Raw genomic sequence first — 25,393 nt, 5'->3', positions numbered from 1 at the left:
CATGGGCGTCCTGTCTGCGGTCACGGGGTTTTCACGACAGTCTGTCGAAGGCGTGCCGTTACGGAACCGTAGACGCCGGGCCGCTCCGCCGCCGTCGGCCGCCTCCACCGTCACGGTCGGCCGGGACAGCACGTCCTGCACCCCGGGCGCGGCCACCGAGGTCACCCTCCTCCCGGGCGGCGGGCTGCGCCGCGAGAACCCCTCCACCGGCGACGCGCTGACCTACGCCAAGGAGTAGGCGAGCACTCGATTCCCGCCCCGTCCACGTCCGTCGGACTTCCCCCGGAATTCATCCGGGGGCACCGGAAGGGCCGTCCGCGCGGACGTACGGTGACCCACACGATCCGGCCAGGGGGACCCGAGGGGCGGGGGCACACGGATGGAGTGGCTGAGCGCGGAGAACGTCGTGGCCGTGGGGACGGCGGTCCTCGGCATCGCCGCGTCCGGGCTGATGCTCTGGTACGAGCGCCGGGTGCCGCGCCGCAAGCGCATCGGGTACCGGGTGCAGATGGACAGCCCGATCGGCGACGACGTCCGGTCGGGCCGGGCCAACAGCCGCCTCGGGCTGTTCGACGAGACGCCGGACATGGCGGACGCGACGCTGGTGCTGCTGCGCATCGAGAACGACGGCTCGCAGGGCATCGGCCGCGACGACTACACCGGCCCCGAACACCACGGACTGACCGCCGTGTTCGCCGACCGCACCATCCGCGGGGTGTCGGTCACCCAGCCGACCGACGCCGACCACCTCATGGACCACTTCACCGCGGAACGGGGCTTCGGCTACGAGGGCAACCGGCTGCGCATCCCGCGCGTCCCGCTCAACCGCGGCGACCACTTCAAGCTGCTGGTCCTGCTCTCCGGCGGGGACGTGGGCCGCGGAATCCGGCTGACCGGCGGGCTGCGCGACGGGGAGGTGCACCCCAACCGCAGCGCCACGCCCGACGACAAGCCGCCCCTGTTCAGCCGGGCCGCCAGGACGATCACGATCCTGCTGACGGTGTGCGTGGTGACGCTGGCCGCGATCGTCGTCGTCCGCGACGACGACCCGCCGCCCGTCGGCTGCGAACGCGGCACGCTCACCCTCACCGGGTCCACGGTCTTCGCGCCGGTGCTGCGCGAGGTGGCGGCCAAGTACGAACACGACTGCGCGGGCGCGAGGATCACCGTCGACCCGCACGGCTCGGCGGCCGGGATCCGCGACCTGGCGGCGGCCGGCGCGCGCGACGGGAAGGGCTCCCCGGCGGTCGTCGCCTTCTCCGACGGTCCCAAGCCGGGCGGCCTGCCCCGACTGAGGGAGAACAGGGTGGCGGTGTCCGTGTTCGCCCTGGTCGTCAACGACACCGTCCCCCTGAGGAACCTGTCCACCCAGGACGTACGGCGGCTCTACCGCGGCGAGGTCACCGACTGGCGGCAGCTGGGCGGCCCCCGGCTGCCGGTCGTCCTGGTCAGCCGGGACTCCGGCTCCGGCACCCGGCAGGTGCTCCAGCGGCATGTCCTGGGCGGCCGGGGCGAGATCGCCGCCTCCTCGGTGGACTGCGTCCACAAGGACGACGTCACGGCCGCGGTGGTCCGCTGCGAACTCGATTCCACCGACCAGGTGCTGGCCCAGGTGGCCGCGGCCCGGGGCGCGATCGGGTACAGCGAACTGAACCTGGCCGCCGGGGCGAAGGGCGTCCACCGTATCGACCTGGACGGCGAGAGCGCGTCGGTGGACGCGATCGAACACGGCACGAGCGCGTACCCGTACCGGGAGATCGAGTACGCCTACACCTACGGCCGCCCACCCGCCGACTCCCTGGCCTCCAGCTTCCTCACCTACCTGACCCGGGGCAACGGACAGGACGTCGTCCGCACCCACGGCCACGTGCCGTGCTGGACCCCGGAGGGGCTCAAGCTCTGCGCGTGAGCGCGGACCGGGACACCCGGGGGCGCACGCGCCGCGAGGGCGCGTTCACCTCGGCTCCGGCGGGCGCTGCCGGGGCATGTTCGGCCGCGCGCCCCCCGGCGGCAGCGGAAGGCGCCCCTGCCCGCCGTGCGGCTCCGGCCGCCCGGCGGGCGGCACGGACGACTGCAGGCCCATCGGCGCCGGACCGGCCCGGAACTCCACCATCCAGTCGGCCGTCTCCGTGCGCACCAGCTCGGTCACGTCCTCCGAGAACCGCCGCAGCACCCCGAGGCACCGCTCCGCGGCCTCGCCGGCCGTGCCCTCGGCCGGACCCAGGACCTCCCGCACGTTCTCCGAGGCCCAGTCGAACTGGAGGAGCTGCAACCGCCGCTGCACCGCCTGCGCGGTCGCCACGTCCCGCATCCACCCCGAGGTCACCCCGAAGTAGCGGTCGGCCCCGGCACAGGCCACGGACACCAGCAGCGCCAGATACCCCCACCGCGCCGCACCGCTCAGCACCCCGGTCAGATCCAGCAGCGGCAGCGCCGCCCCGGCCACCGCGCCCGCCGCGGCCCCGCACCGCAGCGCCCGCGCCCCGCGCCGCTTCCACACCCGCTCCGTCAGATACCAGGCCGCCGTCTGCAGGGCGCCCCGCTCCACCCACCGGTACAGGTCGTCCAGCCGCTGGGCGGGCTCGCCCCAGTCGCCCAGCGGGAACGGCCGTCCGGTCAGATCACCCGGCCGCAGCCCGGCCGCACCGTCCCCCCGCCCGTCCCGAGGCGGACGCTCGGGCTGCATCTCCGGCTGACCCACCCGGCACTCCCTACTGATCACGGTCCGTGACGCCGGCACACGCCGATGGGACGCGTGCCGCCGTGCCGGACCCCTTCCTACCCCCCGACGGGTGGCGATCAGCCGGGAAGTACGCCTTTTCCGCCCGTAAGAGGGCCCGGGCCCGGGGAAGGACGCACAGGGAAGTCACCCGAAAGAGTGGTGGGGCACGGCCTGCCCGGACCACGTAGGCTCGTGCCAGCGGGGAAGCATCCAGACCGTCCCCGCGCAGACGCCGTACGAAAGCAGGAGCCGATCGTGATTCCCGGTGGTGGCCAGCCCAACATGCAGCAGCTGCTCCAGCAGGCCCAGAAGATGCAGCAGGACCTGGCGCGGGCCCAGGAGGAACTGGCGCGGACCGAGGTCGACGGGCAGGCGGGCGGCGGTCTGGTCAAGGCCACCGTCACCGGCGCCGGTGAGCTGCGCGCCCTGAAGATCGACCCGAAGGCGGTCGACCCGGACGACACCGAGACCCTCGCCGACCTGATCGTCGCCGCCGTCCAGGCGGCCAACGAGAACGCCCAGACCCTCCAGCAGCAGAAGCTCGGCCCGCTGGCCCAGGGCCTCGGCGGCGGCAGCGGCATCCCCGGACTGCCTTTCTAGGGCGCCCGCGGGCAACTACGGTACGTACCGAAGCACGAAGCGACACACAGGAAGGACGGCGACCCGGTGTACGAAGGCGTGGTCCAGGACCTCATCGACGAGCTCGGGCGGCTGCCCGGCGTCGGTCCCAAGAGCGCGCAGCGGATCGCCTTCCACATCCTGCAGGCGGAACCGACGGACGTGCGGCGCCTGGCCCAGGCCCTCATGGAGGTGAAGGCGAAGGTCCGCTTCTGCGCCGTCTGCGGCAACGTGGCGCAGGAGGAGCTGTGCGGCATCTGCCGTGACAGCCGCCGCGACCAGTCCGTCATCTGCGTGGTGGAGGAGCCCAAGGACGTCGTCGCCATCGAGCGCACCCGCGAGTTCCGCGGCCGCTACCACGTGCTCGGCGGCGCGATCAGCCCCATCGAGGGCGTCGGCCCGGACGACCTGCGCATACGCGAACTGCTGGCCCGCCTGGCGGACGGCACGGTCACCGAGCTGATCCTGGCCACGGACCCGAACCTCGAGGGCGAGGCCACGGCGACGTACCTCGCCCGCATGATCAAGCCCATGGGCCTGAAGGTCACCCGCCTGGCCAGCGGCCTCCCGGTGGGTGGCGACCTGGAGTACGCGGACGAGGTCACCCTCGGCCGCGCCTTCGAGGGGAGACGACTCCTAGATGTCTGACGCCACGCTGCACGCGACCAGCCAGAACCCCGACGACTTCGCGGTCCAGATCGCCGACCAGATCGAGAGCTTCCTGGTCGCCGTCACCGAGGTCGCCAAGGGCGACGAGCCGGACTCCGCGGTGCCCTTCCTCCTCCTGGAGGTCTCCCAGCTGCTGCTGGCCGGCGGCCGGCTAGGCGCGCACGAGGACATCGTCCCCGACGAGCGCTACGAGCCCGACCCCGGCCCCGAGCAGGACGTGGACATCCTCCGCGAGAACCTGGCCCGTCTCCTGGAGCCGATCGACGTCTACTCCGAGGTCTTCGACCCCTACGAGCCGCGCCGCGCCCCGGTCCCCGCCCGGATCTCCGACGACCTCGCGGACGTCGTCGCCGACCTGCGCCACGGCATGGCCCACTACCGCGCCGGCCGTACCGTCGAGGCCCTGTGGTGGTGGCAGTTCTCCTACTTCTCCAACTGGGGCGGGACGGCCTCCGCGGCCCTGCGCGCCCTGCAGTCCCTGGTCGCCCACGTCCGCCTCAACCAGCCGCTGGCGGAGCTGGACGGCCTGGACACCGACCAGGGCATGGGCGACGAGACCCTGGAGTTCGAGGCGGGCCAGGTCATGGCCGAGGAGATCGCCGGACCGCTGGGGCTGCGCCGCGCGCCGTGACGTACCGCCCGGCCCGGCCGGATCCGCGCCGGGTGCCCTGACGCGGACCGACACGCTGTGACGCCGCCCACGTTCCGAGTGGCGTCCCACCCCGTGGGCATGAGCCGTCCTGACGGACGGGCGTCCGGCATCTCACGATGCGACATCGCGAAGGGGCGATTTCGGACGCTCGATAGACTGAGCCGACCGCACTCGCATATGCGTATGTGCGATAGACACGGACTGAGCGAGGAGCGCACGTGGGCCTTGTCGTGCAGAAGTACGGAGGCTCCTCCGTAGCCGATGCCGAGGGCATCAAGCGCGTCGCCAAGCGGATCGTGGAAGCGAAGAAGAACGGCAACGATGTTGTCGTCGTCGTTTCCGCGATGGGCGACACGACGGACGAGCTGATCGATCTCGCCGAGCAGGTATCCCCGATTCCTGCCGGGCGCGAGCTCGACATGCTGCTGACCGCCGGAGAGCGGATCTCCATGGCCCTGCTGGCCATGGCGATCAAGAACCTGGGGCACAAGGCCCAGTCGTTCACCGGCAGCCAGGCAGGTGTCATCACCGACTCGGTCCACAACAAAGCCCGGATCATCGACGTCACGCCGGGCCGCATCCGGACCGCGCTGGACGAGGGCAACATCGCCATCGTCGCCGGTTTCCAGGGCGTCAGCCAGGACAAGAAGGACATCACCACGCTCGGGCGCGGTGGCTCCGACACCACCGCCGTGGCGCTCGCCGCCGCCCTGGACGCCGAGGTGTGCGAGATCTACACCGACGTGGACGGCGTGTTCACCGCCGACCCGCGCGTGGTGAAGAAGGCCCGGAAGATCGACTGGATCTCGTTCGAGGACATGCTCGAACTGGCCGCCTCCGGGTCCAAGGTGCTGCTCCACCGCTGCGTGGAGTATGCCCGGCGGTACAACATCCCGATCCACGTGCGCTCCTCCTTCAGCGGGCTGCAGGGCACGTGGGTCAGCAGCGAGCCGATCGAGCAAGGGGACAAGCAGGTGGAGCAGGCCATCATCTCCGGTGTCGCGCACGACACCTCCGAGGCCAAGATCACGGTCGTCGGCGTGCCCGACAAGCCGGGCGAGGCCGCCTCCATCTTCCGCACGATCGCCGACGCCGAGATCAACATCGACATGGTCGTGCAGAACGTGTCCGCCGCCTCCACCGGTCTGACGGACATCTCCTTCACGCTGCCCAAGGCCGAGGGCCGCAAGGCCATCGACGCGCTGGAGAAGAACCGCTCCGGCATCGGCTTCGACTCCCTGCGCTACGACGACCAGATCGGCAAGATCTCCCTGGTCGGCGCGGGCATGAAGACCAACCCCGGCGTCACGGCCGACTTCTTCACCGCGCTGTCCGACGCCGGCGTGAACATCGAGCTGATCTCGACCTCCGAGATCCGCATCTCGGTGGTCACCCGCAAGGACGACGTGGCCGAGGCCGTCCGCGCCGTCCACAGCGCCTTCGGGCTCGACTCCGAGAGCGACGAGGCCGTCGTCTACGGCGGCACCGGGCGATGACCGGCCCCCGCCGGGGCACCTGGCACGGAGGCGTACGCCGATGACCGGACGACCGACGCTCGCGGTCGTGGGAGCGACCGGAGCCGTCGGCACGGTCCTGCTCGGGATCCTGTCCCAGCGGGCGGACGTCTGGGGCGAGATCCGCCTGATCGCCTCCCCGCGCTCGGCCGGGCGCAAGCTGGCCGTGCGCGGCGAGGAGGTCGAGGTCGTCGCCCTCACCGAGGAGGCGCTGGACGGGGTGGACATCGCCCTGTTCGACGTCCCCGAGGAGGTCGCCGCCCGGTGGGCGCCCGTCGCGGTGGCCAAGGGCGCGGTCGTCGTCGACAACTCCGGGGCCTTCCGCGCCGACCCCGAGGTCCCGCTCGTCGTCCCCGAGGTCAACGCGCACGCGGTGCGGCGCCGACCGCGCGGGATCGTCGCCGGCCCCGACTGCACCACGCTCACCATGATCGTGGCCCTGGGCGCGCTGCACGCCGAGTTCGGGCTGCGCGACCTGGTCGTCTCCGCGTACCAGGCGGTGAGCGGCGCCGGGCAGGCGGGCGTGGCGGCGCTGCGCCGGCAACTGTCCCTGGTCGCCGGGACGGAACTGGGCACCGGCCCCGGGGACGTACGCCGGACCGTGGGCGACGACACGGGTCCCTTCCCCGACCCGGTGGCGCTGAACGTGGTGCCGTGGGTCGGGTCGCTGTGCGACGACGGCTGGTCGTCACGGGAGCGGGACGTACGGGACGCCACCCGCAGGATCCTCGGGCTGCCCCGGCTGCCGGTCGCGGTGACCTGCGTACGCGTCCCCGTGATCACCGCCCACTCCGTCACGGTGCACGCCCGGTTCGAGGACGAGGTGACCGTGGACCGCACACGCGAGATCCTCGCCACCGCCCCCGGCGTGGTGCTGTGCGACGAACCGGCCGCGGGCGAGTTCCCCACCCCCGCCGACGTGGTGGGCACCGACCCGACCTGGGTCGGCCGCGTACGCCGCGCCCTCGACGATGCGACAGCGCTCGAACTCTTCGTCTGCGGCGACAACCTCCGCAAGGGCGGCGCCCTCAACACCGCGCAGATCGCGGAACTCCTCGCCGCCGAGACGGCCGCCCCCGCCGGCCGGTGACCGCGCCGCGGCCGCCGCGCGCCGCGTCTTCCCTCCACGTGCCGGGCGTGCCGTCTCACCTGCGTGCGCCGGGCGTGGCGCTCCGCTCCCACTCATTGCGCGCCCCGCCTCGACGTCGTACGGCGGGCCCGTCCCGCGTGAACCGGGCGGCGCGGAAAGGGAAAAGCCCTGGCCAAGGGTGGGTCCCTTTGTAAGATCTGTGTAAGTGCATGTGGTCCGGCCAATGGTTCGTGCCACTTGAACCGTGCCGCCTCGGCGTCCGAAGATTTCCTTCCCCGTCCTCCGCAACCACGCGGACGGCGGGGAGCGTCTATGCGGTCGCCCTGCGGGGGGCGTGGGGACGCTGAGGGGCGTGGGGGACGCCCCTGTCAGTCAACGACACAGGGGAAGAGCGGGACGCATGAGGGCATGTGGGGCACCGTGCGGGGTGCCGCCCGGAGCGGGGACGTGGCCGGCCGTGCCGCCCGGCGCGAAAGCGACGCCCGGCACGTACAACCCCCGAGGGGGCGGACGTGTCCAACTGGCGTGGCAGAGGTACTCGACTTGTCCCCCAGGCTGTTCGAGCCGGGGATGTCCCCGGCGGCGACCGGCGGCGCAGCCCTGCGCCCGCCCCGCACGCCGCTCGGGCCGCGCATGCCCCGCATGCCCGGCTCGTCCGGCGGCATGCCGGTGATCGCCCCCATGCCCGCCGCGCGGCCCGCCCGCATACCGAACCAGCGTGACGGCGCCGCCGAGGAGGCCGCCGCGGCCGGTACCACCGTCGACCACCTCACCGAGACCTACCGCGCCCACTACCGCTCGCTGCTCGGCCTGGCCGCGCTGCTCCTCGACGACACCGCCTCCTGCGAGGACGTCGTCCAGGAGGCCTTCATCCGGGTCCACTCCGCCCGCAGGCGCGTCCGCGACCCGGAGAAGACGCTCGCCTACCTGCGCCAGACGGTCGTCAACCTCTCCCGTTCGGCGCTGCGCCGCCGCATCCTCGGTCTGAAGCTGCTCTCCAAGCCGATGCCGGACATGGCGAGCGCCGAGGAGGGCGCCTACGACCAGCTGGAGCGCGACTCGCTGATCAAGGCGATGAAGGGCCTGCAGCGCCGTCAGCGCGAGGTGCTGGTGCTGCGCTACTTCGCCGACATGACCGAGGCTCAGGTCGCCGAGACCCTCGGGGTGTCGCTCGGTTCGGTGAAGGCGTACGGCTCGCGCGGCATCGCGGCGCTCCGGGTCGCGATGGGGGCGCGGACATGAGCGAGAACGCCGAGGGGCGCGACTCGCACGAGCGCCACGAGCCCTACGCGTGGCACGAGCCGACGCGTCCGGAGCAACACGACACGCCATCGCACGCTGGGAACGAAACCGTGAAGAACAGCCTCGACGAACAGGGTCCCGAGGGGCTCGACTCGGACGAGCTGGAACTGCGCAGGATGCTGCACCGGGCGGTCGAGGACGTCGAGCCGCGTGACGGCGTGCTCGACCACCTGCGGCACGCGGTACCGGCGCGGCGGGCCCGCAAACGGCAGGCCGCGGTCGGCATGGCCGCCGCCGCCCTGTTCATCGGCACCGCCGTCCCCGCCCTCCTGCACGTCTCGGGCGCCACCGGCTCCGCCGCCGACCCGGCCATCGCGGGCCAGGCCTCGCAGGCCCAGGGCGGCGCCGGCCAGGGCAAGAGCCCGGCCGGCGGATCGGGCACCGCCGGCGGCACGGCCGACAGGGCGCCCGGCACGGCGGGGAGCGGCGAGAAGAGCGACCCCACGCACGACCGGAGCACCGCCCCCGGCGGCGGCTCCACCGGCGCGACCGCCGCCGACCCGTCGGCCTCCGCCGTCACCGGGACCCCCGTGTGCACGGCGTCCCAGCTCGGCTCCGCCACCGGCTCGGCCGGCGCCCCCGACTCGGCGGGCGTCGTCTACGGCACCTTCCACGTCACCAACGTCTCCTCCGGCAGCTGTACCGTCGGCGGCTCCGGCGCGGTGGCCGCGCTCGCCGAGGGCTCGGCCGACGCCGCGAAGATCAAGGTCGTCCAGCACAGCGCCGGCGACCCGGCGACCGGCCTGCCCGACCCGACCACCGAGGCGCCCGGGCTGGTCCTGGCGCCGGGGGCGGCGTACGAGGTGAAGTTCGCCTGGGTGCCCTCCGAGACCTGCCCCGGCGGTGGCGGCGCCGGAGGCGGCGGCAGCGCGAGCGGCGGCACCGAGACCGGCGGACCGTCGCCCGACCCGTCACCCAGCCAGGGGACGAACGCGACGGACGGCACGAGCACGGGCGCCGACGGCGGACCCACGACCCAGCTCGTCACCAAGGACGGCGGCCCCGCGGACGGCAGCGTCGTGGTCTCCCACACGCCGGACGGCGGCGCGCCCACGGCGACGGCGACGGTGCCGGACGCCTGCGCGGGCACGGTCTACCGCACCGGGGTGCTGGCGGCGTCGTAGGCCCGGACGACGGCTCGGGTGAACGACGGCTCGGGTGAACGACGGCTCGGGCGGACGACGGCTTGGGCGGACGGTGCACCGGCGAGCGGACTTCGCCCGACGCGGCACCCGACGCGGACCGACCGCGGGCCGGACCGACCGCGGGCGGGAGACCGAACGGGACGGCGGCCCGCTGGGACGGCGGCCGAGGCGGTGGCGGCGCTGACGGTGGCCGAGGCGGTGGTGGCCCTCAGACGGCGGCCGAGGCGGTGGCGGAGGGTTCCTCCGGGGCCAGCCCCAGCTCGGCGTCCCGAGCGGCCTCCACCTCACGCCGCACCAGCCGGAACCACATGAAGACCACGAAACCGGCGAAGACGAACCACTCGCCGGTGTAGCCGAGGTTCTGGAACGCCTTCAGGTCCAGCCCGGAGCCCTCCGGCGCCTTGGCCGGCACCGCCTTCATCCCGGAATCCGCCGTGTCGAGCGTCACCCACGCGTCGTACACGTCGTACGGCACCAGGTTGACCAGCGAGGCCGCGCTGATCGCGCCGGTCTGCCCGGCCGGCAGCCCGCCCTGGGCGCTGACCCCGTTGTCACCGGGCGTCTCGGAGGCCTGCAGCGCGCCGGTGACCGTGACCTGACCGGTGGGCGGCGCGGGCGCCTTCGCCGCGGCGGCGGCGTCGGCCGTTCCCGGCAGCCAGCCGCGGACGACCGGCAGCGCCTTGCCGGAGGCGGTCCGCAGCAGGGTCAGCACGTAGTAGCCGTGCTTGCCGTCCAGCTCCCGGCCGGGGACCAGCAACTGCTTGCCGTAGCGGCCGGTCGCGGTGGTCTGCATGCCGGAGGTCCGCTTGTCGACGGGCAGCAGACCGTCCAGCGGGCGCGGCGCCTCCGTGCGGTACGAGGCGGCCTGCTTCGTCGCGGCCCGGTGCTCGTCCACGCGCGCGTCGAACCGGCTCAGCTGCCACGATCCCATGAAGATGCAGAAGGGGATGGCCAGCAGCGCGAAGACGTTGATGCCCCACCAGCGGGGCGTCAGCAGAAACCGGTACACGCCCCCCACGGTACGGCCCCGCCGCGCGTGACCCGGCCGCGGGGTCGGAGTTTTCCACAGGCGACTACCCGGCGGACGGATTTCCCCGGGTGGGTTTTCCACAGGCTGGGGAGCGGGGCGACGCGTTGTCGGCCCGGGCGGGCACTATGGGGCCATGACTGAGAGCAACGGGGCCGGCCCTGTGGACCGGCGCGGTCCGCGGGGACCGATCGAGGACATGCCGGACTGGGAGAAGCGCTTCAGGGCGCCGCGGGTGTCGCTGCCCGACTGGGCGCAGGACGCGCCCGACCGCTCCCTGTTCGTGTCCAACGCGACGGGGACCTACGAGCTGTACGCGTGGGACCGGGCGACCGGCGCGCAACGCCAGGTGACGGACCGGCCGAACGGCACGACGGACGGCGTGCTCTCCCCGGACGGCGAGTGGATCTGGTGGTTCGACGACAAGGACGGTGACGAGTTCGGCGTCTGGCGCCGCCAGCCGTTCACCGGCGGACCCGACGAGGAGGCCGTGCCAGGGCTGGAGCCGTCGTACCCGGCGGGCCTCGCCCTGGGCCGGGACGGACGCACGGCCGTGGTGGGCCGCTCCACGGACGAGGACGGCACGACGCTCCACCTCGCGCGCCTGGGCTCGGGCGAGGACCCGGTGGAGATCTACCGCCACCGCGAGTCGGCCGGGGTCGGCGACCTCTCCCATGACGGCACGCTGATCGCCGTCGAGCACACCGAGCACGGCGACGCGATGCACTCCGCGCTGCGGGTGCTGCGCCCGGACGGCACGACGGTCGCCGAGCTGGACGACACCAAGGGCGGGACCGTCGAGCTGGGCCTGGAGGTGCTGGGCTTCGCCCCGGTCACCGGCGACGGCAGACTGCTCGTCGGCCACCAGCGGCGCGGCCGCTGGGAGCCGCTGGTGTGGGACGTGGTGACGGGCGAGGAGACCGACCTCGCGCTCGACCTGCCCGGTGACGTCAGCGCGGAGTGGTACCCGGACGGCAGCGGACTGCTCGTCGTGCACAGCTTCGAGGCCCGCAGCGAGCTGTTCCGCTACGACCCGGCGACGCGGGAACTGACGAAGATCCCCACGCTGCCCGGCTCGGTCTCCGGGGCGACGGCCCGGCCGGACGGCAGCGTGGAGTACCTGTGGTCCTCGGCGGCCGAGCCGCCGGCGGTGCGCTCGACGGCCGGGGGAGTGGTCCTGGACCCGCCCGGCATGAAGTGCCCCGGCTCGGTGCCGGTGGAGGACGTGTGGGTGGAGGGCCCCGGCGGCCGGATCCACGCCCTGGTCCAGAAGCCGGCCGGCGCCACGGGCCCCCTGCCGACGGTCTTCGACATCCACGGCGGCCCGACCTGGCACGACAGCGACTCCTTCGCCGCCGGCCCGGCGGCCTGGGTCGACCACGGCTACGCGGTGATCCGCGTCAACTACCGGGGCTCCACGGGCTACGGCCGGGAGTGGACGGACGCGCTCAAGCACCGGGTGGGGCTGATCGAGCTGGAGGACATCGCGGCGGTCCGCGAGTGGGCGATCGCCTCCGGCCTCGCGGACCCCGCCCGGCTGGTCCTCACCGGCGGCTCCTGGGGCGGCTACCTCACGCTGCTCGGCCTGGGCACCCAGCCGGACGCGTGGACGCTGGGCATCGCCGCCGTCCCGGTCGCGGACTACGTCACGGCGTACCACGACGAGATGGAGGCCCTCAAAGCCCTGGACCGCACCCTCCTCGGCGGCACCCCGGAGGAGGTCCCGGAACGCTTCGAGGCGTCCTCCCCCCTCACCTACGTCGACCGGGTCAAGGCCCCCGTCCACATCTCGGCGGGCGTCAACGACCCCCGCTGCCCCATCCGCCAGATCGACAACTACGTCAAGCGCCTCGAATCCCGCGGCGCTCCCCATGAGGTCTACCGCTACGACGCCGGCCACGGCTCCCTGGTCATCGACGAACGCATCAAACAATTCCACCTGGAACTGACCTTCGCCCAACGCCACCTGCCACCCGCCCTCTGACCAGCCTTCCGGACCGCTGGGGCTGAGCATCTGACGGGGGCGCAGGTGCGGAGCCCCCGCGGGCCGTGGGACAGAGCTTCTGATGGGAGTGCAGGGGGGGCAAGCCCCCGCCGGCCCGCAGGGCAGGGCTCCGGATGGGGGTGCAGGGGGCGGAGCCCCTGGTGGGGCCCGGGGGCGGAGCCCCTGGTGGGGCCCGGGGGAGGAGCCCCTGGTGGGGCCCGGGGGAGGAGCCCCTGGTGGGGCCCGGGGGAGGAGCCCCTGGTGGGGTCGAAGGGGCGAAGCCTCTTCCGGGGAGGGGAACGGGTGAGGGAGGCGGGGGCGGAACCCGAAGACCCGTACCCCCACCGCCCGCCCCCACCCGACCGCCGCCCCACCCCCACCCTCGAAACCCCTACGCCCCCACCCCTCCCCGCCCTCGCCGCCCCAACAACTCCGCCAACCCCCGCCGAGTCGCCGCCAACACCACCCGATCCTCCGCCCCCAGCACATACGTGTCCGGCGGATTCCACACCGGCCCACTCCCCGCCACCCGAGCTCCACCCCCCACCCCGGCGCCGGCACCACCGGAACCAGCACCAACACCAACACCAGCACCGACCCCAACCCCAACCCCAACCCCTACACTCCCCAAGCCCCCCGTCTCCTCCACCGCCTCCTGAACCGCCGGCTCCCGCCGCTCCCGCCCCACCACTCCCGTGTCCAACGCGAGCACCCGCCAGTACCCCGCCCGGAAGGCCTCCGCCACCGTCCGCCCCTCCAGCTGCGGATGCCCGCCCACCTCCACCGACGCGAACAGCAGCACCCGCCGCTCCACGGGAATCGCCCCCAGGATCTGCCGCCCGAACATCGCCCCGGCGAACGCCGGCGCCGCCAGATGCGACACACTCCGGCTCCGCGTCAACGCCCGCGGATGCGCCGCCCGCAGCGTCCGGTACACCGCCGTGGCGAAGTCGTCGTCGTACAGCCGCAGCACCACCCGCAGATCGGGCCGTACGGACCGCGCGTACAGCACGGCCTCCAGGTTCGTCGTGTCCGAGCTGGTCACCGCGAGCAGCGCATGCGCGCGGTGGATCTTCGCCGCCTCCAGCACCCCCTCCTGCGTGACGTCCCCGAGCACCACCGGCACCCGCAGCCGCCGCGCCGTGGCGAGCCCCCGCGCCTGAGGCCCGGACTCCACGCACACCACCGGAATCCCCAGCTCCCGCAGCCGCGTCAGCACCCGCGTGCCGATCTTCCCCAGCCCCAGCAGCACCACATGCCCGCCGAGCCCGCGCGGCGGCCTGCGCAGCGCGGACGTCGAGCGGAACGTGCCCAGCGCCTCCAGCACCGCCGCCAGCAGCACCGGCAGCAGCAACAACCCGACCAGCCCCGACAGAAGCTGCAGGATCTGCCGGCCGAGCGACTCACCCAGCGCCGGATCGTCGATGGCGAACAGATCGAGCAGCGTCAGGTACAGGGCGCCCAGCGGATGCACCCCGGTCACCACCCACAACGCCACCGCGAGCGCGAACACGCACCCCATCAGCCCCGCCAGCGACCACCGCAGCCGCCGCGAGAACAACGACGTGAGCGACGGCACCACCCCCGACCCGCGCCCGGCCGTCAGCGTCGTGCCCGCGGCGTACGCGACCTGCTCCAGCACCACGGTGCCACGCCCGGTGGCCGCCCGTATCGCCGCCTCGTCCGGCAGCAGCCGGGGCCGCGGCTCCCCGCCGCCCTCGTCCCCGCCGTTCTCGGAGCCGTCCGCACCGGCCGGATCGGTGCTCGTCGCCGACAGCAGTGCCAGCGTGCACAGCCCGGGGTCGGCGACCTGCCCCGGCCCGGGCGGCGGCCGTTCCACGGCGCGCAGCAGCAGCCCGTCGGTCTGCACCACCTTGCTGGTGCCGGCCACCGCGCTCGCGGCCAGCGCGGGCGCGGCCGTGTCGGCGTCGGAGAGCACGGTCGTGGACGCGTCGCCGCCGAGCGGGGCGTCACCGTCACCCGTCGCCAGCGCGGCCGCCTGGTCGAGGAGTTCCTGGATGTGCTGGCCCAGTCGCCTGTTGTACAGGCGCAGGACCAGGCGCAGTCTCGGGTTGAGCCGGCGGGCGGTGAGCGCGGCGCGGATGTTGGTCTCGTCGTCGTCGTACACGAGCGCCAGCGCCGTGGCCCGTTCCACCCCCGCCTCGGCGAGCACGGCCTCGGTCGGTTCCCCGGCCTCCACCACCCGGTCGTCCCGGCCCGGCCGGCCGTTGCCGTCCCCGTTCGAACCGCCGCCGCTGCTGCTGCCACCTCCGTCGGCATGACCGTTGCCGTTGCCGTTGCCGCCCGCCCGGTTCACGGCGGCGCTGACCATCCGGTCCAGCAGGGCGGACGCCGACCGGACCCGGCCGACCACCGGCGGACGGACCGCACGCTCGGGAGGCGGCACCACCAGCGTGACCTGCTCGCCGTACACACCGCGCAGCTCGGCGGCCAGCCGGTGCGCGAGCCCGTCGTCTCCGCACACCACCATGTGCGCGCCCGGTTCGCCCGGCGCACCACCTTGATTCGGAACGCTCCCCACGAGCGAGAAGACTGCCTCACCGTGACGGGCGGTTCCAGAGAACACCGCAGTGCACGCCCTCCGGCGCTGAACGGCCGGCCCCTCCCCGCCGTACCGGAGGGGAGGCAACCGCAGCACACCGGAGGTACCGCACCCGTGGCCGACAGCAGACCAGCCGAGCCGGCCCGGGACGGCTGGCACCTCACCTCGCCCGTCGCCCTCACCTTGCTGCTGCTCGTCATGGTCGTGGCGCAGGGCCCGCTGCGCGGGGCGCTGTCCGCGCCGGTGATGCAGAGCTGGACGACGGTGTTCGTGGCCGTGGTGGTGCAGGCCCTGCCGTTCCTGGTGCTCGGCGTGCTGCTGTCGGCGGCCCTCGCCGTGTTCGTCCCGCCGTCGTTCTTCGCCCGCGTCCTGCCGGGCCGGCCCGCCCTCGCCGTCCCGGTCGCCGGGCTCGCGGGCGCGGTGCTCCCCGGCTGCGAGTGCGCGTCCGTGCCGGTGGCCGGCGCTCTGGTCCGGCGCGGCGTCACCCCGGCCGCCGCGCTCGCTTTCCTGCTCTCCGCCCCCGCGATCAACCCGATCGTGCTGACGGCCACGGCCGTCGCCTTCCCCCACGATCCGGAGATGGTCCTCGCCCGCTTCGCCGCGAGTCTGCTGGTGGCGTGCGCGATGGGCTGGCTGTGGCAGCGCCTGGGCCGCGCCGACCGGCTGCGCCCGGCCGCCCACGCCCACTACGACGGCGAGGGCAGGGGCGCGGCGTTCTGGGGTTCGGTACGGCACGACGTGATGCACGCCGGCGGCTTCCTGGTGGTGGGCGCGATGGCCGCCGCGACGCTGAAGGCGCTCGCTCCGGCGAGCTGGCTGCGCACGGCGGCCGGGAATCCGGTGGTCGCGGTCCTCGCGCTCGCCGCGCTGGCGGTGCTGCTGTCGATCTGCTCGGAGGCGGACGCGTTCGTCGCGGCCTCGCTGTCGCAGTTCTCGCTCACGGCCCGGCTGGTGTTCCTGGTCGTCGGGCCGATGATCGACCTGAAGCTGTTCGCCCTGCAGGCGGGCGCCTTCGGCCGGGGCTTCGCCCTGCGCTTCGCGCCCGCCACGCTCGTCCTGGCCGTGCTGGGTTCGGTGCTGACCGGGGCGGTGCTGCTGTGAACCGGCAGACGCAGGCGGCGGTCCTGTTCCTGGTCGGCGCGGCCCTGCTGCACGCGGGCGTCACCGGCCTGTACCTGCGCTACGTCAAGGCGGGACTGCGGCCGATGCTGCTGGCGTCGGGCGCGGTGCTCGTCGTGACGGCGCTCATGACGCTGTGGTTCGAAAGAGGGCGCCGCCCCGACGACCCGGCCCACCGGCACGCCCCGGCGGACGAAGCCCCGCACGGCCACCGCGAGCCCCGCGTCTCCTAACTCCTCGTCCTCCCCCTCCTCGCCCTGATCCTGGTCGCCCCGCCCGCCCTGGGCTCCTACAGCGCCGTACGCTCCGGAACCGCGCTGCAGCCGCCGTACGGTTACGCGGCCCTGCCGCCCGGCGACCCGCTGCGGCTGAGCGTGGTCGACTACGCCGGCCGCGCCGTCTACGACCACGGCCGCTCCCTCGCCGGCCGCCGTGTCCAGGTCACGGGCTTCGTCGCCCTGGACCCGAGCGGGACGCCGTACCTGGTCCGCATGGCCCTCAACTGCTGCGCCGCCGACGCCCAGCCCGTCAAGATCGCGCTGACCGGCCGGATCCCCCCGGTGCTGCGACCGGACAGCTGGCTGCGGGTCACCGGCGCCTACACCGCCCGCCGGACCACCGACCCGGTGAACGGCGGTCCGATCCCCTTCCTGAACGTGACGGCGGCCCGACCGGTCCCGACCCCGCACGACCCGTACGACGAGAGCTGGAACCAGTGAGAAAACCACTGTCCCGCCCGCCCGCCGCGCCCTAGGCTGAAAGCCACTTCGAAGAGACCTCCCCGGAAGTGCGCCGCAGAGCGGGAGCGTCCCACCTCGTGGAGGTGCCGGAGGGGCGGCAGCAGTCCTTGTCGACCCTTCTTCTCCACGCCCACGGAGGCTCTTCATGCACGTAGGCATCGGCCTGCCCATCGGCGATCCGGCCGCCCTGCTCACCTGGGCCCGGCGCGCCGAGGCCGGCCCCTTCACCACCCTCGGCCTGCTCGACCGGCTCGTGTACGACAACCCCGAACCCCTGGTCGCCCTGGCCCTCCTGGCCGGCGCCACCTCCCGCGTCCGCGTCCAGACCGAGGTGCTGCTCGCGCCGCTGCGCGACACCGCCCTGCTCGCCAAGCAGGCGGCAACGCTCGACCGGATGAGCGGCGGCCGGCTGACCCTCGGCGTGGGCGTCGGCGGCCGGGAGGACGACCACCGGGCCGCGGGCGTCGACATCCGCACCCGGGGCCGCCGCCTGGACGGACAGATGGCGGTCCTGCGCCGTCTGTGGTCCGGCGAGCCGTACGGCGAGGGCGTGGGGCCCGTCGGCCCGCTCGCCGCCCGCTCCGGCGGCCCGGAAGTCCTCTTCGGCGGCTTCCGGCCCGCAGCTCTGGAACGCGTGGCCCGCTGGGGCGACGGGTTCCTCGCCGCCGCGCCGCCGTCCTGGGCGGGCGGCCTCTTCGAGACAGTCCACAAGCAGTGGAAGGAGTACGGCCGCCCGGGCGCCCCGCGCATCGTCGCCCAGCTGAACGTGGCGCTGGGACCGAGGCGGGTCGTCGAGGACGCCCGGACCGCCATGCACGCGTACTACGCCTTCACCGGCACGCCCGACCGCATGGTGTCCGGCCTGCTCACCACCCCGCGGACGATCCGCGAAGCCATCGCGGCCTTCGGCGGCCTCGGCGCCGACGAGGTCATGCTCTACTGCTACGGCCTCGACCCCGACCAGGTCGACCGCCTGGCCGACGCGCTGTGACGAAAAAGGTCCGGGCCGGCCTCCTGAGGAGGCCGGCCCGGACCGGGTGGACGCCGTCATCACCGGCGTCCGAGGATCACGTCACGCGGGGGTGATGTTCTCCGCCTGCGGGCCCTTCTGGCCCTGCGTGACGTCGAAGTTCACCCGCTGGCCTTCCTGCAGCTCGCGGAAGCCCTGGGTGGCGATGTTGGAGTAGTGGGCGAAGACGTCGGGGCCGCCGCCGTCCTGCTGGATGAAGCCGAAGCCCTTTTCCGAGTTGAACCACTTCACGGTACCGGTGGCCATGTTTTTCTCCTCTACGGGTCACTTGGCGCCCCACTCCGTGTGGAGCACCCGTTGCTGCAACGACCCATCCGGAACTGGCCGGAAAAACAAAAAATGCGCCCGAGGTCACATACACCAGGCGCACACTCAGCTTCGTGGGTACCAAACCGCAACTGAAATCACGCTAGCACGGATCCGCACGGAGTGCCGATCCGGCGGAAACCCCCACGAAAGGAACCTCTGCCGGAGCGCCGCCCGGGCGCCGACCGGACGCCGTCCCCTCAGGGCCGCGGATCACCGACCGCCCCCGACGCCCTCACCAGGTAGAAGCCGCCGACGAGGCCGATCGCGCCGTCCCTGGACCCGCCGACCGCGACGGCCGCGCCCATCACCCCTTTGATCACGATGACATGACGAATGATCACAAGAAACGGTGACCATCTTCACAGTGTCTTCACTTCCTGGGACGCTGCTCCCGCTCGGACAGACCGCAGCGGGATCAGCAGACGAGGAAGCCCACATGGACGACATCCAGCCCACCACCGAGTCCGGCCGGGCGTACCCGGCCCAGCAGGCCGGCGCGGTCGTGCCCGGCGCCACGGGCGCCCCGGTCGCGAGCCGTCCGACCGGCCTGGCCATGAAGCGCCGTGGTCCCGTCGCGGTGTGGCTGGGACTGCCGCTGGTCACCCTCGGCATCTACCAGCTGGTCTGGTACTACAAGATCCACAAGGAGCTCCAGGAGTTCGACCGCCGCCGGGTGCTCAGCCCGGCCGGCAGCGTGCTGGTGCTGATCTTCCTGAGCTGGACCCTGATCGCCCCGCTGATCTCCTTCCACAACACCGGGAAGGCCATCGCGAACGCCCAGCGCGCGGCCGGCCTGCCGGTGACGTGCAGCCCCGCCGCCGGCACCTGGCTGGCCTTCGTCTTCGGCCTGAACACCTGGTACCTGCAGCGCCAGCTCAACCTGGTCGTCGACGCCTACCAGGGCGCCGCACCGGGCACCGAGGTCGTCCTGTCCGCCTGACCTTCAGGCCGCCGCGGTCCGGCTCACTGATCCGAGTACCCGATGTCCCCGATGGTCCAGGCGCTCACGTCCTTCAACGCGACGCGGTACATGCCGCCCGTGTCGGGGATGCCGAAGCTCCCCTGGAGGATGCGGGCGACATGGAAGTGCAGATGGGTGGGCCGGTCCGCGGGCGCCGCCGCGTCACCGCCGCCCTCGGGCCCGGCCCCGGTGAACGCGGCCGAGAACCGGGCCAGGTCGTCGGAGTCCCGCAGAACCTCCGCCACGCGCTGCTTCCACATGGTCTCGGGGGCCAGCCGCCCGGTGATGACGGCTCCGGGGACCACCACGGTCAGGGACATCCGACTGCTGTGCTGCGACTCCACCATCGCGGCGATTTCGACGAGCAGATCGTCAGGGTGCGACATGCCTGACGAGCGTAGTCGCGCCCAGCGCCCACCGCAGTGAAGAAGCCCGCCAAAGCCAGGAGCCTCTGGCACCCTGTTCGGCCCCCGGACACGACAGAGGGCCGATCGCATGATTGCGATCGGCCCTCTGACCAGCGTCGGGGTGGCGGGATTTGAACCCACGACCTCTTCGTCCCGAACGAAGCGCGCTGCCAAGCTGCGCTACACCCCGATGTCACTGCTTGTCGCGGCGACGTCGTTTACTTTAGCCCACTGGTGGCCGGAGACGAAATCCGGTTCTGAAGCGGCGGCGGACCGGGTTCGGACGGGCGTGGTCGACGGCCACGAGGAGGAGGGCCAGGGCGTAGAAGGAGAGGCCCAAGAGGAGGGCGTTGCCCAGGACGTGTTTGTAGCCGTGCTGGGCGACGTCCAGGAACGGGTAGAGGTAGCGGTTGTCCGTCGCCGGGGCGAGGAGTTCGCCGCGGATCAGAGAGAAGGCCAGGTAGGCCAGGGGGTAGAGCAGCCACGGGGCGGCCTGGCGCAGGTGCAGGCGGGCCGGGGCGGTCAGCAGGAGCCAGTCCAGGAGGGCGGCGAGCGGGACCGCCGTGTGGATGAGGTGGCCGGCCGTCGACTGCCACAGGGGATGGGTGCCGGGACTGCCCGTGAGCGAGAACGGCGGGGAGGCCCCGGTCAGGAGCAGATGGTCGATCAGGGCGGCGACGGTGACGTAGAGCACGGTCGCGCCCGTCAGGGCCGCGGGCACCGGGCGGCGGGCGGACCAGGCCCTGCCGGCCGAGGAGGCGAGGACCAGGGCGAGGACGATCTCGCTCTGGACGGCGAAGTGGCTCATCACGTGGAGCGGGGGGCCGGTCAGCGCCTCCGCGACCACCCCTGCCCCGGCCGCCGCGGCGACCAGGAGACGGTACGCCGCCGTCCAGGGCCGGCGCACCGGTGTCACCACGGCCGCCGCGGGGACGACGGAGGGCGCCAGCGCGCTGATGCCGGGGATCGCGGGGAGGTCCGGCATGTCCCGGAGGAACGGCGTGAACGGCGTGGAGGCCGAGGGCGGCGTCTCGGGGGCCGGGTCCGAAGAGGGGACGGAGGAAGATGCGGCTGCCGGGGACATCGGCCCTGGTGGGGGCATGGGGGGTATCGGGGCGGCGGTCATGCCCTCAAGGTAGGAAGAGGGGGCACAACGGGCGATTCGGGTGGGCCGTACGGGTTACGGGAGGGCGGCGGCCCCACCCCGCCGTTCCCCCGCTCCGGTGCTCACCCCTGCCGGCGTGCCGTCGTTCCCGGCGCCGCCGTGTCGGCCTGGTGCCGTCCCGCCCGCTCTACTCGCGGCCCACCAGCGTCAGCAGCGTCGCCTCCGGGGGGCAGGCGAAACGGACCGGGGTGTAGCGGTTGGTGCCGCAGCCGGCCGAGACGTGCAGGTAGGACGTGCGGCCCTCGGCGGTGTGGGTGGACAGGCCCTTCACCCGGTCGGCGTCGAGGTCGCAGTTGGTGACCAGGGCGCCGTAGAAGGGGATGCAGAGCTGACCGCCGTGGGTGTGGCCGGCCAGGATCAGCGGGTAGCCGTCGGCCGCGAAGGCGTCCAGGACGCGCAGGTACGGCGCGTGGACCACGCCCAGCGAGAGGTCCGCCGAGCCGGACGGGCCGCCGGCCACCTTCGCGTAGCGGTCGCGCTTGATGTGCGGGTCGTCCAGGCCGGTCAGCTCCACGGAGACGCCGTCGACCTTCAGGGTCCCGCGGGTGTTGGTCAGGTCGAGCCAGCCGGCGGCGTCGAAGCCGTCGCGCAGGTCCTCCCACGGGTTGTGGATCGCGCCGACGACGGGCTTGTTGCCGTTCAGGCCGTGCCGGCCGCTCGCCTTCTCCAGTAGATAGCGGGCGGGGTTGCGCGGCTTGGGACCGTAGTAGTCGTTGGACCCGAAGACGTACGCGCCCGGGAACTCCATCAGCGGGCCGAGCGCGTCCAGGGTCTCCGGCACGCCCTCCGGGTCCGAGAGGTTGTCGCCCGTGTTGATCACGAAGTCGGGCCGCAGTCCGGCCAGCGAGCGCAGCCAGCGCTGCTTCTTGCGCTGGCCGCCGACCATGTGGATGTCGGAGACCTGCAGGACGCGCAGGGGGCGCATGCCGGAGGGCAGGACCGGGACCGTCACCCGTCGTAGCCGGAAGGAACGGACCTCGAAGCCCGCCGAATAGATGAGACCGGCGGTCGCCACCGCCGTGATGCCCAGGGGAACTCCGTATCGCGCGCGCATGTGTCCATCGTCTCAGGACCGCGTGGTGCAGCGGAAACCGGCCACGGGGATGGGGACATGGGCGCCGTGGTCCGTCGGCGGGGGCGCGTAAATGGGCGCGCGGCGGCGCCCTCGCACCTGCGACAATCGGCCCATGACCACGCTCAAGTCGAAGCTGCAGGATGACCTCAACGCCGCGATCAAGGAGCGCGACGAGCTGCGCTCCGCGACTCTCCGGCTGACGCTCGCCGCGATCACCAAGGAGGAGGTCGCGGGCAAGGAGAAGCGCGAGCTCTCCGACGACGAGGTCCTCAAGGTGATCACCAAGGAGGCCAAGAAGCGCCGCGAGGCGGCCGAGGCCTTCGCGCAGGGTGGTCGCGCGGAGTCGGCCGAGCGGGAGAAGGCGGAGGGTGAGGTGCTCGCCGCGTACCTGCCCAAGCAGCTGTCCGACGACGAGCTGCACACGATCGTCGCCCAGGCCGTCGAGGAGGCCCGGGCGGCCGGCGCCGAGGGGCCGCGGGCCATGGGCGCGGTCATGAAGATCGTGAACCCGAAGGTCGCCGGGCAGGCCGAGGGCGGCCGTGTGGCCGCCGTGGTCAAGAAGCTGCTGGCCGGCTGATCCCGGCGGCCCCTGCGGGCCGACCGATCAACCGCTGAGAGGGAGGGACGCCCGGCGGACAGCCGGGCGTCCCTCCCTCTCGCCGTGTGTTCCGCCGCGTACGGCCTCAGCCGACAGCCGGCTCAGCCCGCCGTGCCGGCCCCTGTGCCGCGTGCGGCCTCAGCCGCCGTGCCGGCCCCCGTTGCCGTTGCCGCGGGAACCGCCCGTCTGGCCCTGGATGAAGCCGCCCGGGGCGGTGAAGGTCGGGTTGGGGTTGCCGCCGTCGCCGCCCGTGCCGCCGGTCAGTCCGCCGAAGAGGCCTCCGATGAGGCCGCCGTCACCGTTGTTTCCGCCGTTGTCTCCCTTCTCCCTGCCGCTTCCTTTTCCCTTGTCCTTGTCCTTGCCCTTGTCACCGCCGTCCGGGATGTCGACGGGGTTGAAGGACGGGGCGCCCTTGCCCTGCAGGGCGCCGGTCATGGCGTCCCGCCAGATCGGGCCGGGGACGTCGGCGCCGTAGACGAGCTCGTGGTAGACGCCGCCGATGCGGATCTGGGTCATCTGGACCTTCTGGGTGGCGCTGCCCACCCAGACCGCGCCGGACAGGTTCGGGGTGTAGCCGACGAACCAGGCGTTCTTGCGCTCGTCCGTGGTGCCCGTCTTGCCGGCGTTGTCGCGGTCGGAGAGACCGGCCAGCGTGCCCGTACCGGAGTCGACCACGCCCTTGAGCAGCGCGTTCACGGTGTCCGCGGTCTTCTCGGACATGGCGCGCGTGCACCTGGTCTTCGGCACCGCGAGCGACTTCTCCTGGCCGCCGATCTTCTGCGTGATCGACTCGATGGCGACCGGGGTGCAGTACATGCCGCGGGAGGCGAACGTGGCGTATGCGCTGGCCATCGTCAGCGGGGAGATGCCGACCGCGCCGAGCGCGATGGAGGGCGTCTGCGGCAGCTTGTCGCCGTTGCCCTGCACCACGTGCAGCTTGTCGGTCATGGTGACCACCGGGCACAGGCCGATGTCACTGATCATCTGCACGAAGTAGGTGTTGACCGACTTGGCCATGGCCTCCTTCAGCGCGTACGGGCCGTGCTCGGTGGTGCTCTCGTTCTCCAGCTTCTCGTGGGCCGAGTTCGCCCACTGCTTGCCGTCGCACGCCTGGACCGGGCTCGGGTACGGCATCTGGTACGGCGAGGAGTACTCCTGCGTGGGCGGCTTGCCCTGCTCCAGCGCCGCCGCCGCCACGAACGGCTTGAACGTCGAACCGGTCGGGAAGCCGAAGTTCGAGCCGCCCAGGTCGCTGCCGACCGAGTAGTTGATCTCGGTCTCGTTCTTGCCGTAGCCGTACGGCTTGGACTGGCCCATCGCCAGGACCTTGCCGGTGCCCGGCTCGACCAGGACGGACGCCGCGGCGACGGAGTCCGACTGGTGGATGTGCTGCTTCAGCGAGTCCTGCACCGAGGCCTGGGCCTTCGAGTCCAGGGTCGTGCGGATGGTCAGGCCGCCCTGGTTCCACACCTTGGCCCGCTCCGCGCGCGTCTTGCCGAAGGTCGGGTCGGTGAGGAAGATCTGTTCGACGTACTTGCAGAAGAAGCTGGCGTCCTTGACGGCCGTGATGCAGCCGTTGCGCGGCTGGGTGACCTTCAGCTCCAGCGGGGCCTTCTTCGCCTTGTCGGCCTCCGCCTGGGAGACGTCGCCGACCTCGGCCATCCGCTGCAGCACGGTGTTGCGCCGCTTGGTGGCCTCCGCCTCGTCGTTGACCGGGTCGTAGCGGCTCGGCGACTGCACGATGCCGGCCAGCAGCGCGGCCTGCGGCAGGGTCAGGTCCTTGGCGTGCGTGGAGAAGTAGCGCTGGGAGGCGGCCTCGACACCGTAGGCCTGCTCACCGAAGAAGGTGATGTTCAGGTAGTTCTCGAGGATCTTCTTCTTGCCGAGGTCCTGCTCGACCTGGATCGCGTACTTCAGTTCCTTGATCTTGCGGCCGAGCGTCTGCTGAGTGGCCTCGGCGACCTTCGTCGGGTCGTCGCCGGCCTCCTCCACGAAGACGTTCTTCACGTACTGCTGGGTGAGCGTGGACGCGCCCTGGGCGACGCCGCCGCTCTGCGCGTTCTTGTTGAGGGCGCGCAGCACGCCCTTCAGGTCGATCGCGCCGTGCTGGTAGAAGCGCGAGTCCTCGATCGCGACGATCGCCTTCTGCATGTACGGCGAGATGTCCTTCAGCTCCACCACCGTGCGGTCCCGGGAGTAGACCTGGGCCAGCTGCTGGCCCTGGTCGTCCAGGATCGTGGTGCGCTGGCTGAGCGGGGGGCGCTTGAGATTGGCGGGGATGTCGTCGAATCCCTGGACCGATCCCTTGGCGGCCAGACCCAGCGCGCCGGCGGCGGGCAGTGCGATACCGGCCAGGACCGCTCCCGCGAGCACACTGACACCGAGGAACTTGGCGGCCTGCTGCGATGGCGACAGGCCACCGCCCGAGCGCTTCTTTGGCATGAGGGCAGCCTACGTTCTCATTCGCCGGACACGCGTATATGCCTTGGCCTAAGCTGCTCTCGACTGTCACAGCGATGTGGCCGCGTATCAATACGTCCGACGACCCCGGAACGTTCCGGGCCCGCCCGGTTTTCTCACCGGGCCGCAGGCTCAGGCGTGTCGGAGGGTGCGGGGCGGCACGGTGAAGGCTGTGCGGGCACGGGACACGCGTGCCGGAATCGCCTTGTGTGTCACCCGGCGTCCGTTGTGGCGCACCTGAAC

General features: G+C 72.8%; 22 protein-coding genes, 1 tRNA gene and 1 pseudogene. 14 read left to right on the top strand and 10 right to left on the bottom strand.

Going from position 1 to position 25,393, the window contains the following annotated elements:
- Positions 1–379 precede the first annotated feature (379 nt).
- Entirely contained in the window at positions 380–1,909 is a 1,530-nt protein-coding gene (locus tag ACH5A8_RS10250) for a substrate-binding domain-containing protein (protein ID WP_399000073.1), read from the top strand.
- 45 nt (positions 1,910–1,954) lie between these two features.
- On the opposite strand, the gene ACH5A8_RS10245 is transcribed toward ACH5A8_RS10250, so the two are convergent.
- On the bottom strand, positions 1,955–2,701 hold the full coding sequence (locus ACH5A8_RS10245; protein WP_399000071.1) for an SLATT domain-containing protein: 747 nt from the start codon (positions 2,699–2,701) through the stop codon (positions 1,955–1,957).
- Positions 2,702–2,977: 276 nt separating this feature from the next.
- Here ACH5A8_RS10245 and ACH5A8_RS10240 point away from each other — a divergent pair, with 276 nt between their 5' ends.
- The 7 genes from ACH5A8_RS10240 (at position 2,978) to ACH5A8_RS10210 (ending at position 9,691) form a co-directional block, all read left to right on the top strand.
- Positions 2,978–3,322 carry a YbaB/EbfC family nucleoid-associated protein gene (locus ACH5A8_RS10240; protein ID WP_399000069.1) on the top strand — a complete coding sequence of 115 codons (345 nt, stop codon included), beginning with the start codon at positions 2,978–2,980 and terminating at the stop codon, positions 3,320–3,322.
- A gap of 66 nt (positions 3,323–3,388) precedes the next feature.
- Positions 3,389–3,988, top strand: a complete 600-nt coding sequence (gene recR, locus ACH5A8_RS10235; protein WP_009189793.1) for a recombination mediator RecR — start codon at positions 3,389–3,391, stop codon at positions 3,986–3,988.
- The gene (locus tag ACH5A8_RS10230; protein WP_399000065.1) at positions 3,981–4,640 is read left to right on the top strand and encodes a DUF5063 domain-containing protein; all 660 of its coding nucleotides are present in this window, start codon (positions 3,981–3,983) and stop codon (positions 4,638–4,640) included. The genes recR and ACH5A8_RS10230 overlap by 8 nt, the downstream gene beginning before the upstream one ends.
- 239 nt (positions 4,641–4,879) lie before the next feature.
- Entirely contained in the window at positions 4,880–6,157 is a 1,278-nt protein-coding gene (locus tag ACH5A8_RS10225; RefSeq protein WP_399000062.1) for an aspartate kinase, read from the top strand.
- A gap of 40 nt (positions 6,158–6,197) precedes the next feature.
- The gene (locus tag ACH5A8_RS10220) at positions 6,198–7,265 is read left to right on the top strand and encodes an aspartate-semialdehyde dehydrogenase (RefSeq protein ID WP_399000060.1); all 1,068 of its coding nucleotides are present in this window, start codon (positions 6,198–6,200) and stop codon (positions 7,263–7,265) included.
- 642 nt (positions 7,266–7,907) lie between these two features.
- Positions 7,908–8,507 carry a SigE family RNA polymerase sigma factor gene (locus ACH5A8_RS10215; RefSeq protein ID WP_399000649.1) on the top strand — a complete coding sequence of 200 codons (600 nt, stop codon included), beginning with the start codon at positions 7,908–7,910 and terminating at the stop codon, positions 8,505–8,507.
- A 110-nt stretch (positions 8,508–8,617) separates the two neighbouring features.
- On the top strand, positions 8,618–9,691 hold the full coding sequence (locus tag ACH5A8_RS10210; RefSeq protein ID WP_399000058.1) for a DUF4232 domain-containing protein: 1,074 nt from the start codon (positions 8,618–8,620) through the stop codon (positions 9,689–9,691).
- A gap of 229 nt (positions 9,692–9,920) precedes the next feature.
- On the opposite strand, the gene ACH5A8_RS10205 is transcribed toward ACH5A8_RS10210, so the two are convergent.
- Positions 9,921–10,721: an SURF1 family protein gene (locus ACH5A8_RS10205; protein WP_399000056.1), complete on the bottom strand. Its 801-nt coding sequence runs from the start codon at positions 10,719–10,721 to the stop codon at positions 9,921–9,923.
- A gap of 154 nt (positions 10,722–10,875) precedes the next feature.
- Between ACH5A8_RS10205 and ACH5A8_RS10200 the strand changes: the two genes are divergently transcribed.
- The gene (locus tag ACH5A8_RS10200) at positions 10,876–12,723 is read left to right on the top strand and encodes a prolyl oligopeptidase family serine peptidase (protein WP_399000054.1); all 1,848 of its coding nucleotides are present in this window, start codon (positions 10,876–10,878) and stop codon (positions 12,721–12,723) included.
- A gap of 391 nt (positions 12,724–13,114) precedes the next feature.
- Here ACH5A8_RS10200 and ACH5A8_RS10195 read toward each other — a convergent pair whose 3' ends face one another.
- Positions 13,115–15,214, bottom strand: coding sequence for an NAD-binding protein (locus ACH5A8_RS10195; RefSeq protein ID WP_399000052.1), 2,100 nt, complete (start codon positions 15,212–15,214; stop codon positions 13,115–13,117).
- A gap of 186 nt (positions 15,215–15,400) precedes the next feature.
- Between ACH5A8_RS10195 and ACH5A8_RS10190 the strand changes: the two genes are divergently transcribed.
- The 3 genes and pseudogenes from ACH5A8_RS10190 to ACH5A8_RS10180 all read left to right on the top strand — a co-directional run bounded on the left by ACH5A8_RS10190 (position 15,401) and on the right by ACH5A8_RS10180 (position 18,136).
- Positions 15,401–16,387 (top strand): permease, encoded by a 987-nt coding sequence (locus ACH5A8_RS10190; protein WP_399000050.1) that lies wholly within the window; start codon positions 15,401–15,403, stop codon positions 16,385–16,387.
- Positions 16,384–17,124, top strand: a pseudogene (locus ACH5A8_RS10185) (TIGR03943 family putative permease subunit). The gene ACH5A8_RS10190 and the pseudogene ACH5A8_RS10185 overlap by 4 nt, the downstream one beginning before the upstream one ends.
- A 166-nt stretch (positions 17,125–17,290) precedes the next feature.
- Positions 17,291–18,136: an LLM class flavin-dependent oxidoreductase gene (locus ACH5A8_RS10180; RefSeq protein ID WP_399000048.1), complete on the top strand. Its 846-nt coding sequence runs from the start codon at positions 17,291–17,293 to the stop codon at positions 18,134–18,136.
- A gap of 81 nt (positions 18,137–18,217) precedes the next feature.
- On the opposite strand, the gene ACH5A8_RS10175 is transcribed toward ACH5A8_RS10180, so the two are convergent.
- Positions 18,218–18,421, bottom strand: a complete 204-nt coding sequence (locus tag ACH5A8_RS10175; RefSeq protein WP_399000046.1) for a cold-shock protein — start codon at positions 18,419–18,421, stop codon at positions 18,218–18,220.
- A gap of 260 nt (positions 18,422–18,681) precedes the next feature.
- The gene (locus ACH5A8_RS10170; RefSeq protein ID WP_399000044.1) at positions 18,682–18,825 is read right to left on the bottom strand and encodes a hypothetical protein; all 144 of its coding nucleotides are present in this window, start codon (positions 18,823–18,825) and stop codon (positions 18,682–18,684) included.
- Positions 18,826–18,920: 95 nt separating this feature from the next.
- On the opposite strand from ACH5A8_RS10170, the gene ACH5A8_RS10165 reads away from it, so the two are divergent.
- The gene (locus ACH5A8_RS10165; RefSeq protein WP_399000042.1) at positions 18,921–19,424 is read left to right on the top strand and encodes a DUF4234 domain-containing protein; all 504 of its coding nucleotides are present in this window, start codon (positions 18,921–18,923) and stop codon (positions 19,422–19,424) included.
- Between the two features lie 23 nt (positions 19,425–19,447).
- Here the strand turns inward: ACH5A8_RS10165 and ACH5A8_RS10160 are convergent, their stop codons facing one another.
- The 4 genes from ACH5A8_RS10160 to ACH5A8_RS10145 form a co-directional block, all read right to left on the bottom strand.
- Positions 19,448–19,831: a hypothetical protein gene (locus ACH5A8_RS10160; RefSeq protein ID WP_399000040.1), complete on the bottom strand. Its 384-nt coding sequence runs from the start codon at positions 19,829–19,831 to the stop codon at positions 19,448–19,450.
- Between the two features lie 137 nt (positions 19,832–19,968).
- A tRNA-Pro gene (locus tag ACH5A8_RS10155) sits at positions 19,969–20,042 on the bottom strand.
- Positions 20,043–20,075: 33 nt separating this feature from the next.
- The gene (locus ACH5A8_RS10150; protein WP_399000038.1) at positions 20,076–20,837 is read right to left on the bottom strand and encodes a Pr6Pr family membrane protein; all 762 of its coding nucleotides are present in this window, start codon (positions 20,835–20,837) and stop codon (positions 20,076–20,078) included.
- 307 nt (positions 20,838–21,144) lie between these two features.
- Complete coding sequence (locus ACH5A8_RS10145; RefSeq protein ID WP_399000035.1) at positions 21,145–22,071, bottom strand: metallophosphoesterase; 927 nt, start codon at positions 22,069–22,071, stop codon at positions 21,145–21,147.
- 133 nt (positions 22,072–22,204) lie between these two features.
- Here ACH5A8_RS10145 and ACH5A8_RS10140 point away from each other — a divergent pair, with 133 nt between their 5' ends.
- Positions 22,205–22,669 (top strand): GatB/YqeY domain-containing protein, encoded by a 465-nt coding sequence (locus tag ACH5A8_RS10140; protein ID WP_399000033.1) that lies wholly within the window; start codon positions 22,205–22,207, stop codon positions 22,667–22,669.
- A gap of 159 nt (positions 22,670–22,828) precedes the next feature.
- Here ACH5A8_RS10140 and ACH5A8_RS10135 read toward each other — a convergent pair whose 3' ends face one another.
- Positions 22,829–25,132, bottom strand: coding sequence for a transglycosylase domain-containing protein (locus tag ACH5A8_RS10135; protein WP_399000031.1), 2,304 nt, complete (start codon positions 25,130–25,132; stop codon positions 22,829–22,831).
- Between the last annotated feature and the right edge of the window lie 261 nt (positions 25,133–25,393).

Source organism: Streptomyces sp. NPDC018610 (assembly GCF_044391765.1).
Lineage (GTDB): Bacteria > Actinomycetota > Actinomycetes > Streptomycetales > Streptomycetaceae > Streptomyces.
This window is presented reverse-complemented; position numbering and strand designations above follow the sequence as displayed.

Excerpts from the sequence above, each read along its gene's own strand:
- ACH5A8_RS10230 (WP_399000065.1), top strand. The coding sequence starts at position 3,981 with ATGTCTGACGCCACGCTGCACGCGACCAGCCAGAACCCCGACGACTTC.
- ACH5A8_RS10250 (WP_399000073.1), top strand. The coding sequence starts at position 380 with ATGGAGTGGCTGAGCGCGGAGAACGTCGTGGCCGTGGGGACGGCGGTC.
- ACH5A8_RS10150 (WP_399000038.1), bottom strand. The coding sequence starts at position 20,837 with ATGCCGGACCTCCCCGCGATCCCCGGCATCAGCGCGCTGGCGCCCTCC.
- ACH5A8_RS10220 (WP_399000060.1), top strand. The coding sequence starts at position 6,198 with ATGACCGGACGACCGACGCTCGCGGTCGTGGGAGCGACCGGAGCCGTC.
- ACH5A8_RS10200 (WP_399000054.1), top strand. The coding sequence starts at position 10,876 with ATGACTGAGAGCAACGGGGCCGGCCCTGTGGACCGGCGCGGTCCGCGG.
- ACH5A8_RS10180 (WP_399000048.1), top strand. The coding sequence starts at position 17,291 with ATGCACGTAGGCATCGGCCTGCCCATCGGCGATCCGGCCGCCCTGCTC.
- ACH5A8_RS10165 (WP_399000042.1), top strand. The coding sequence starts at position 18,921 with ATGGACGACATCCAGCCCACCACCGAGTCCGGCCGGGCGTACCCGGCC.
- ACH5A8_RS10135 (WP_399000031.1), bottom strand. The coding sequence starts at position 25,132 with ATGCCAAAGAAGCGCTCGGGCGGTGGCCTGTCGCCATCGCAGCAGGCC.
- ACH5A8_RS10195 (WP_399000052.1), bottom strand. The coding sequence starts at position 15,214 with ATGGTGGTGTGCGGAGACGACGGGCTCGCGCACCGGCTGGCCGCCGAG.
- ACH5A8_RS10145 (WP_399000035.1), bottom strand. The coding sequence starts at position 22,071 with ATGCGCGCGCGATACGGAGTTCCCCTGGGCATCACGGCGGTGGCGACC.
- ACH5A8_RS10215 (WP_399000649.1), top strand. The coding sequence starts at position 7,908 with ATGCCCGGCTCGTCCGGCGGCATGCCGGTGATCGCCCCCATGCCCGCC.
- ACH5A8_RS10140 (WP_399000033.1), top strand. The coding sequence starts at position 22,205 with ATGACCACGCTCAAGTCGAAGCTGCAGGATGACCTCAACGCCGCGATC.
- ACH5A8_RS10175 (WP_399000046.1), bottom strand. The coding sequence starts at position 18,421 with ATGGCCACCGGTACCGTGAAGTGGTTCAACTCGGAAAAGGGCTTCGGC.
- ACH5A8_RS10160 (WP_399000040.1), bottom strand. The coding sequence starts at position 19,831 with ATGTCGCACCCTGACGATCTGCTCGTCGAAATCGCCGCGATGGTGGAG.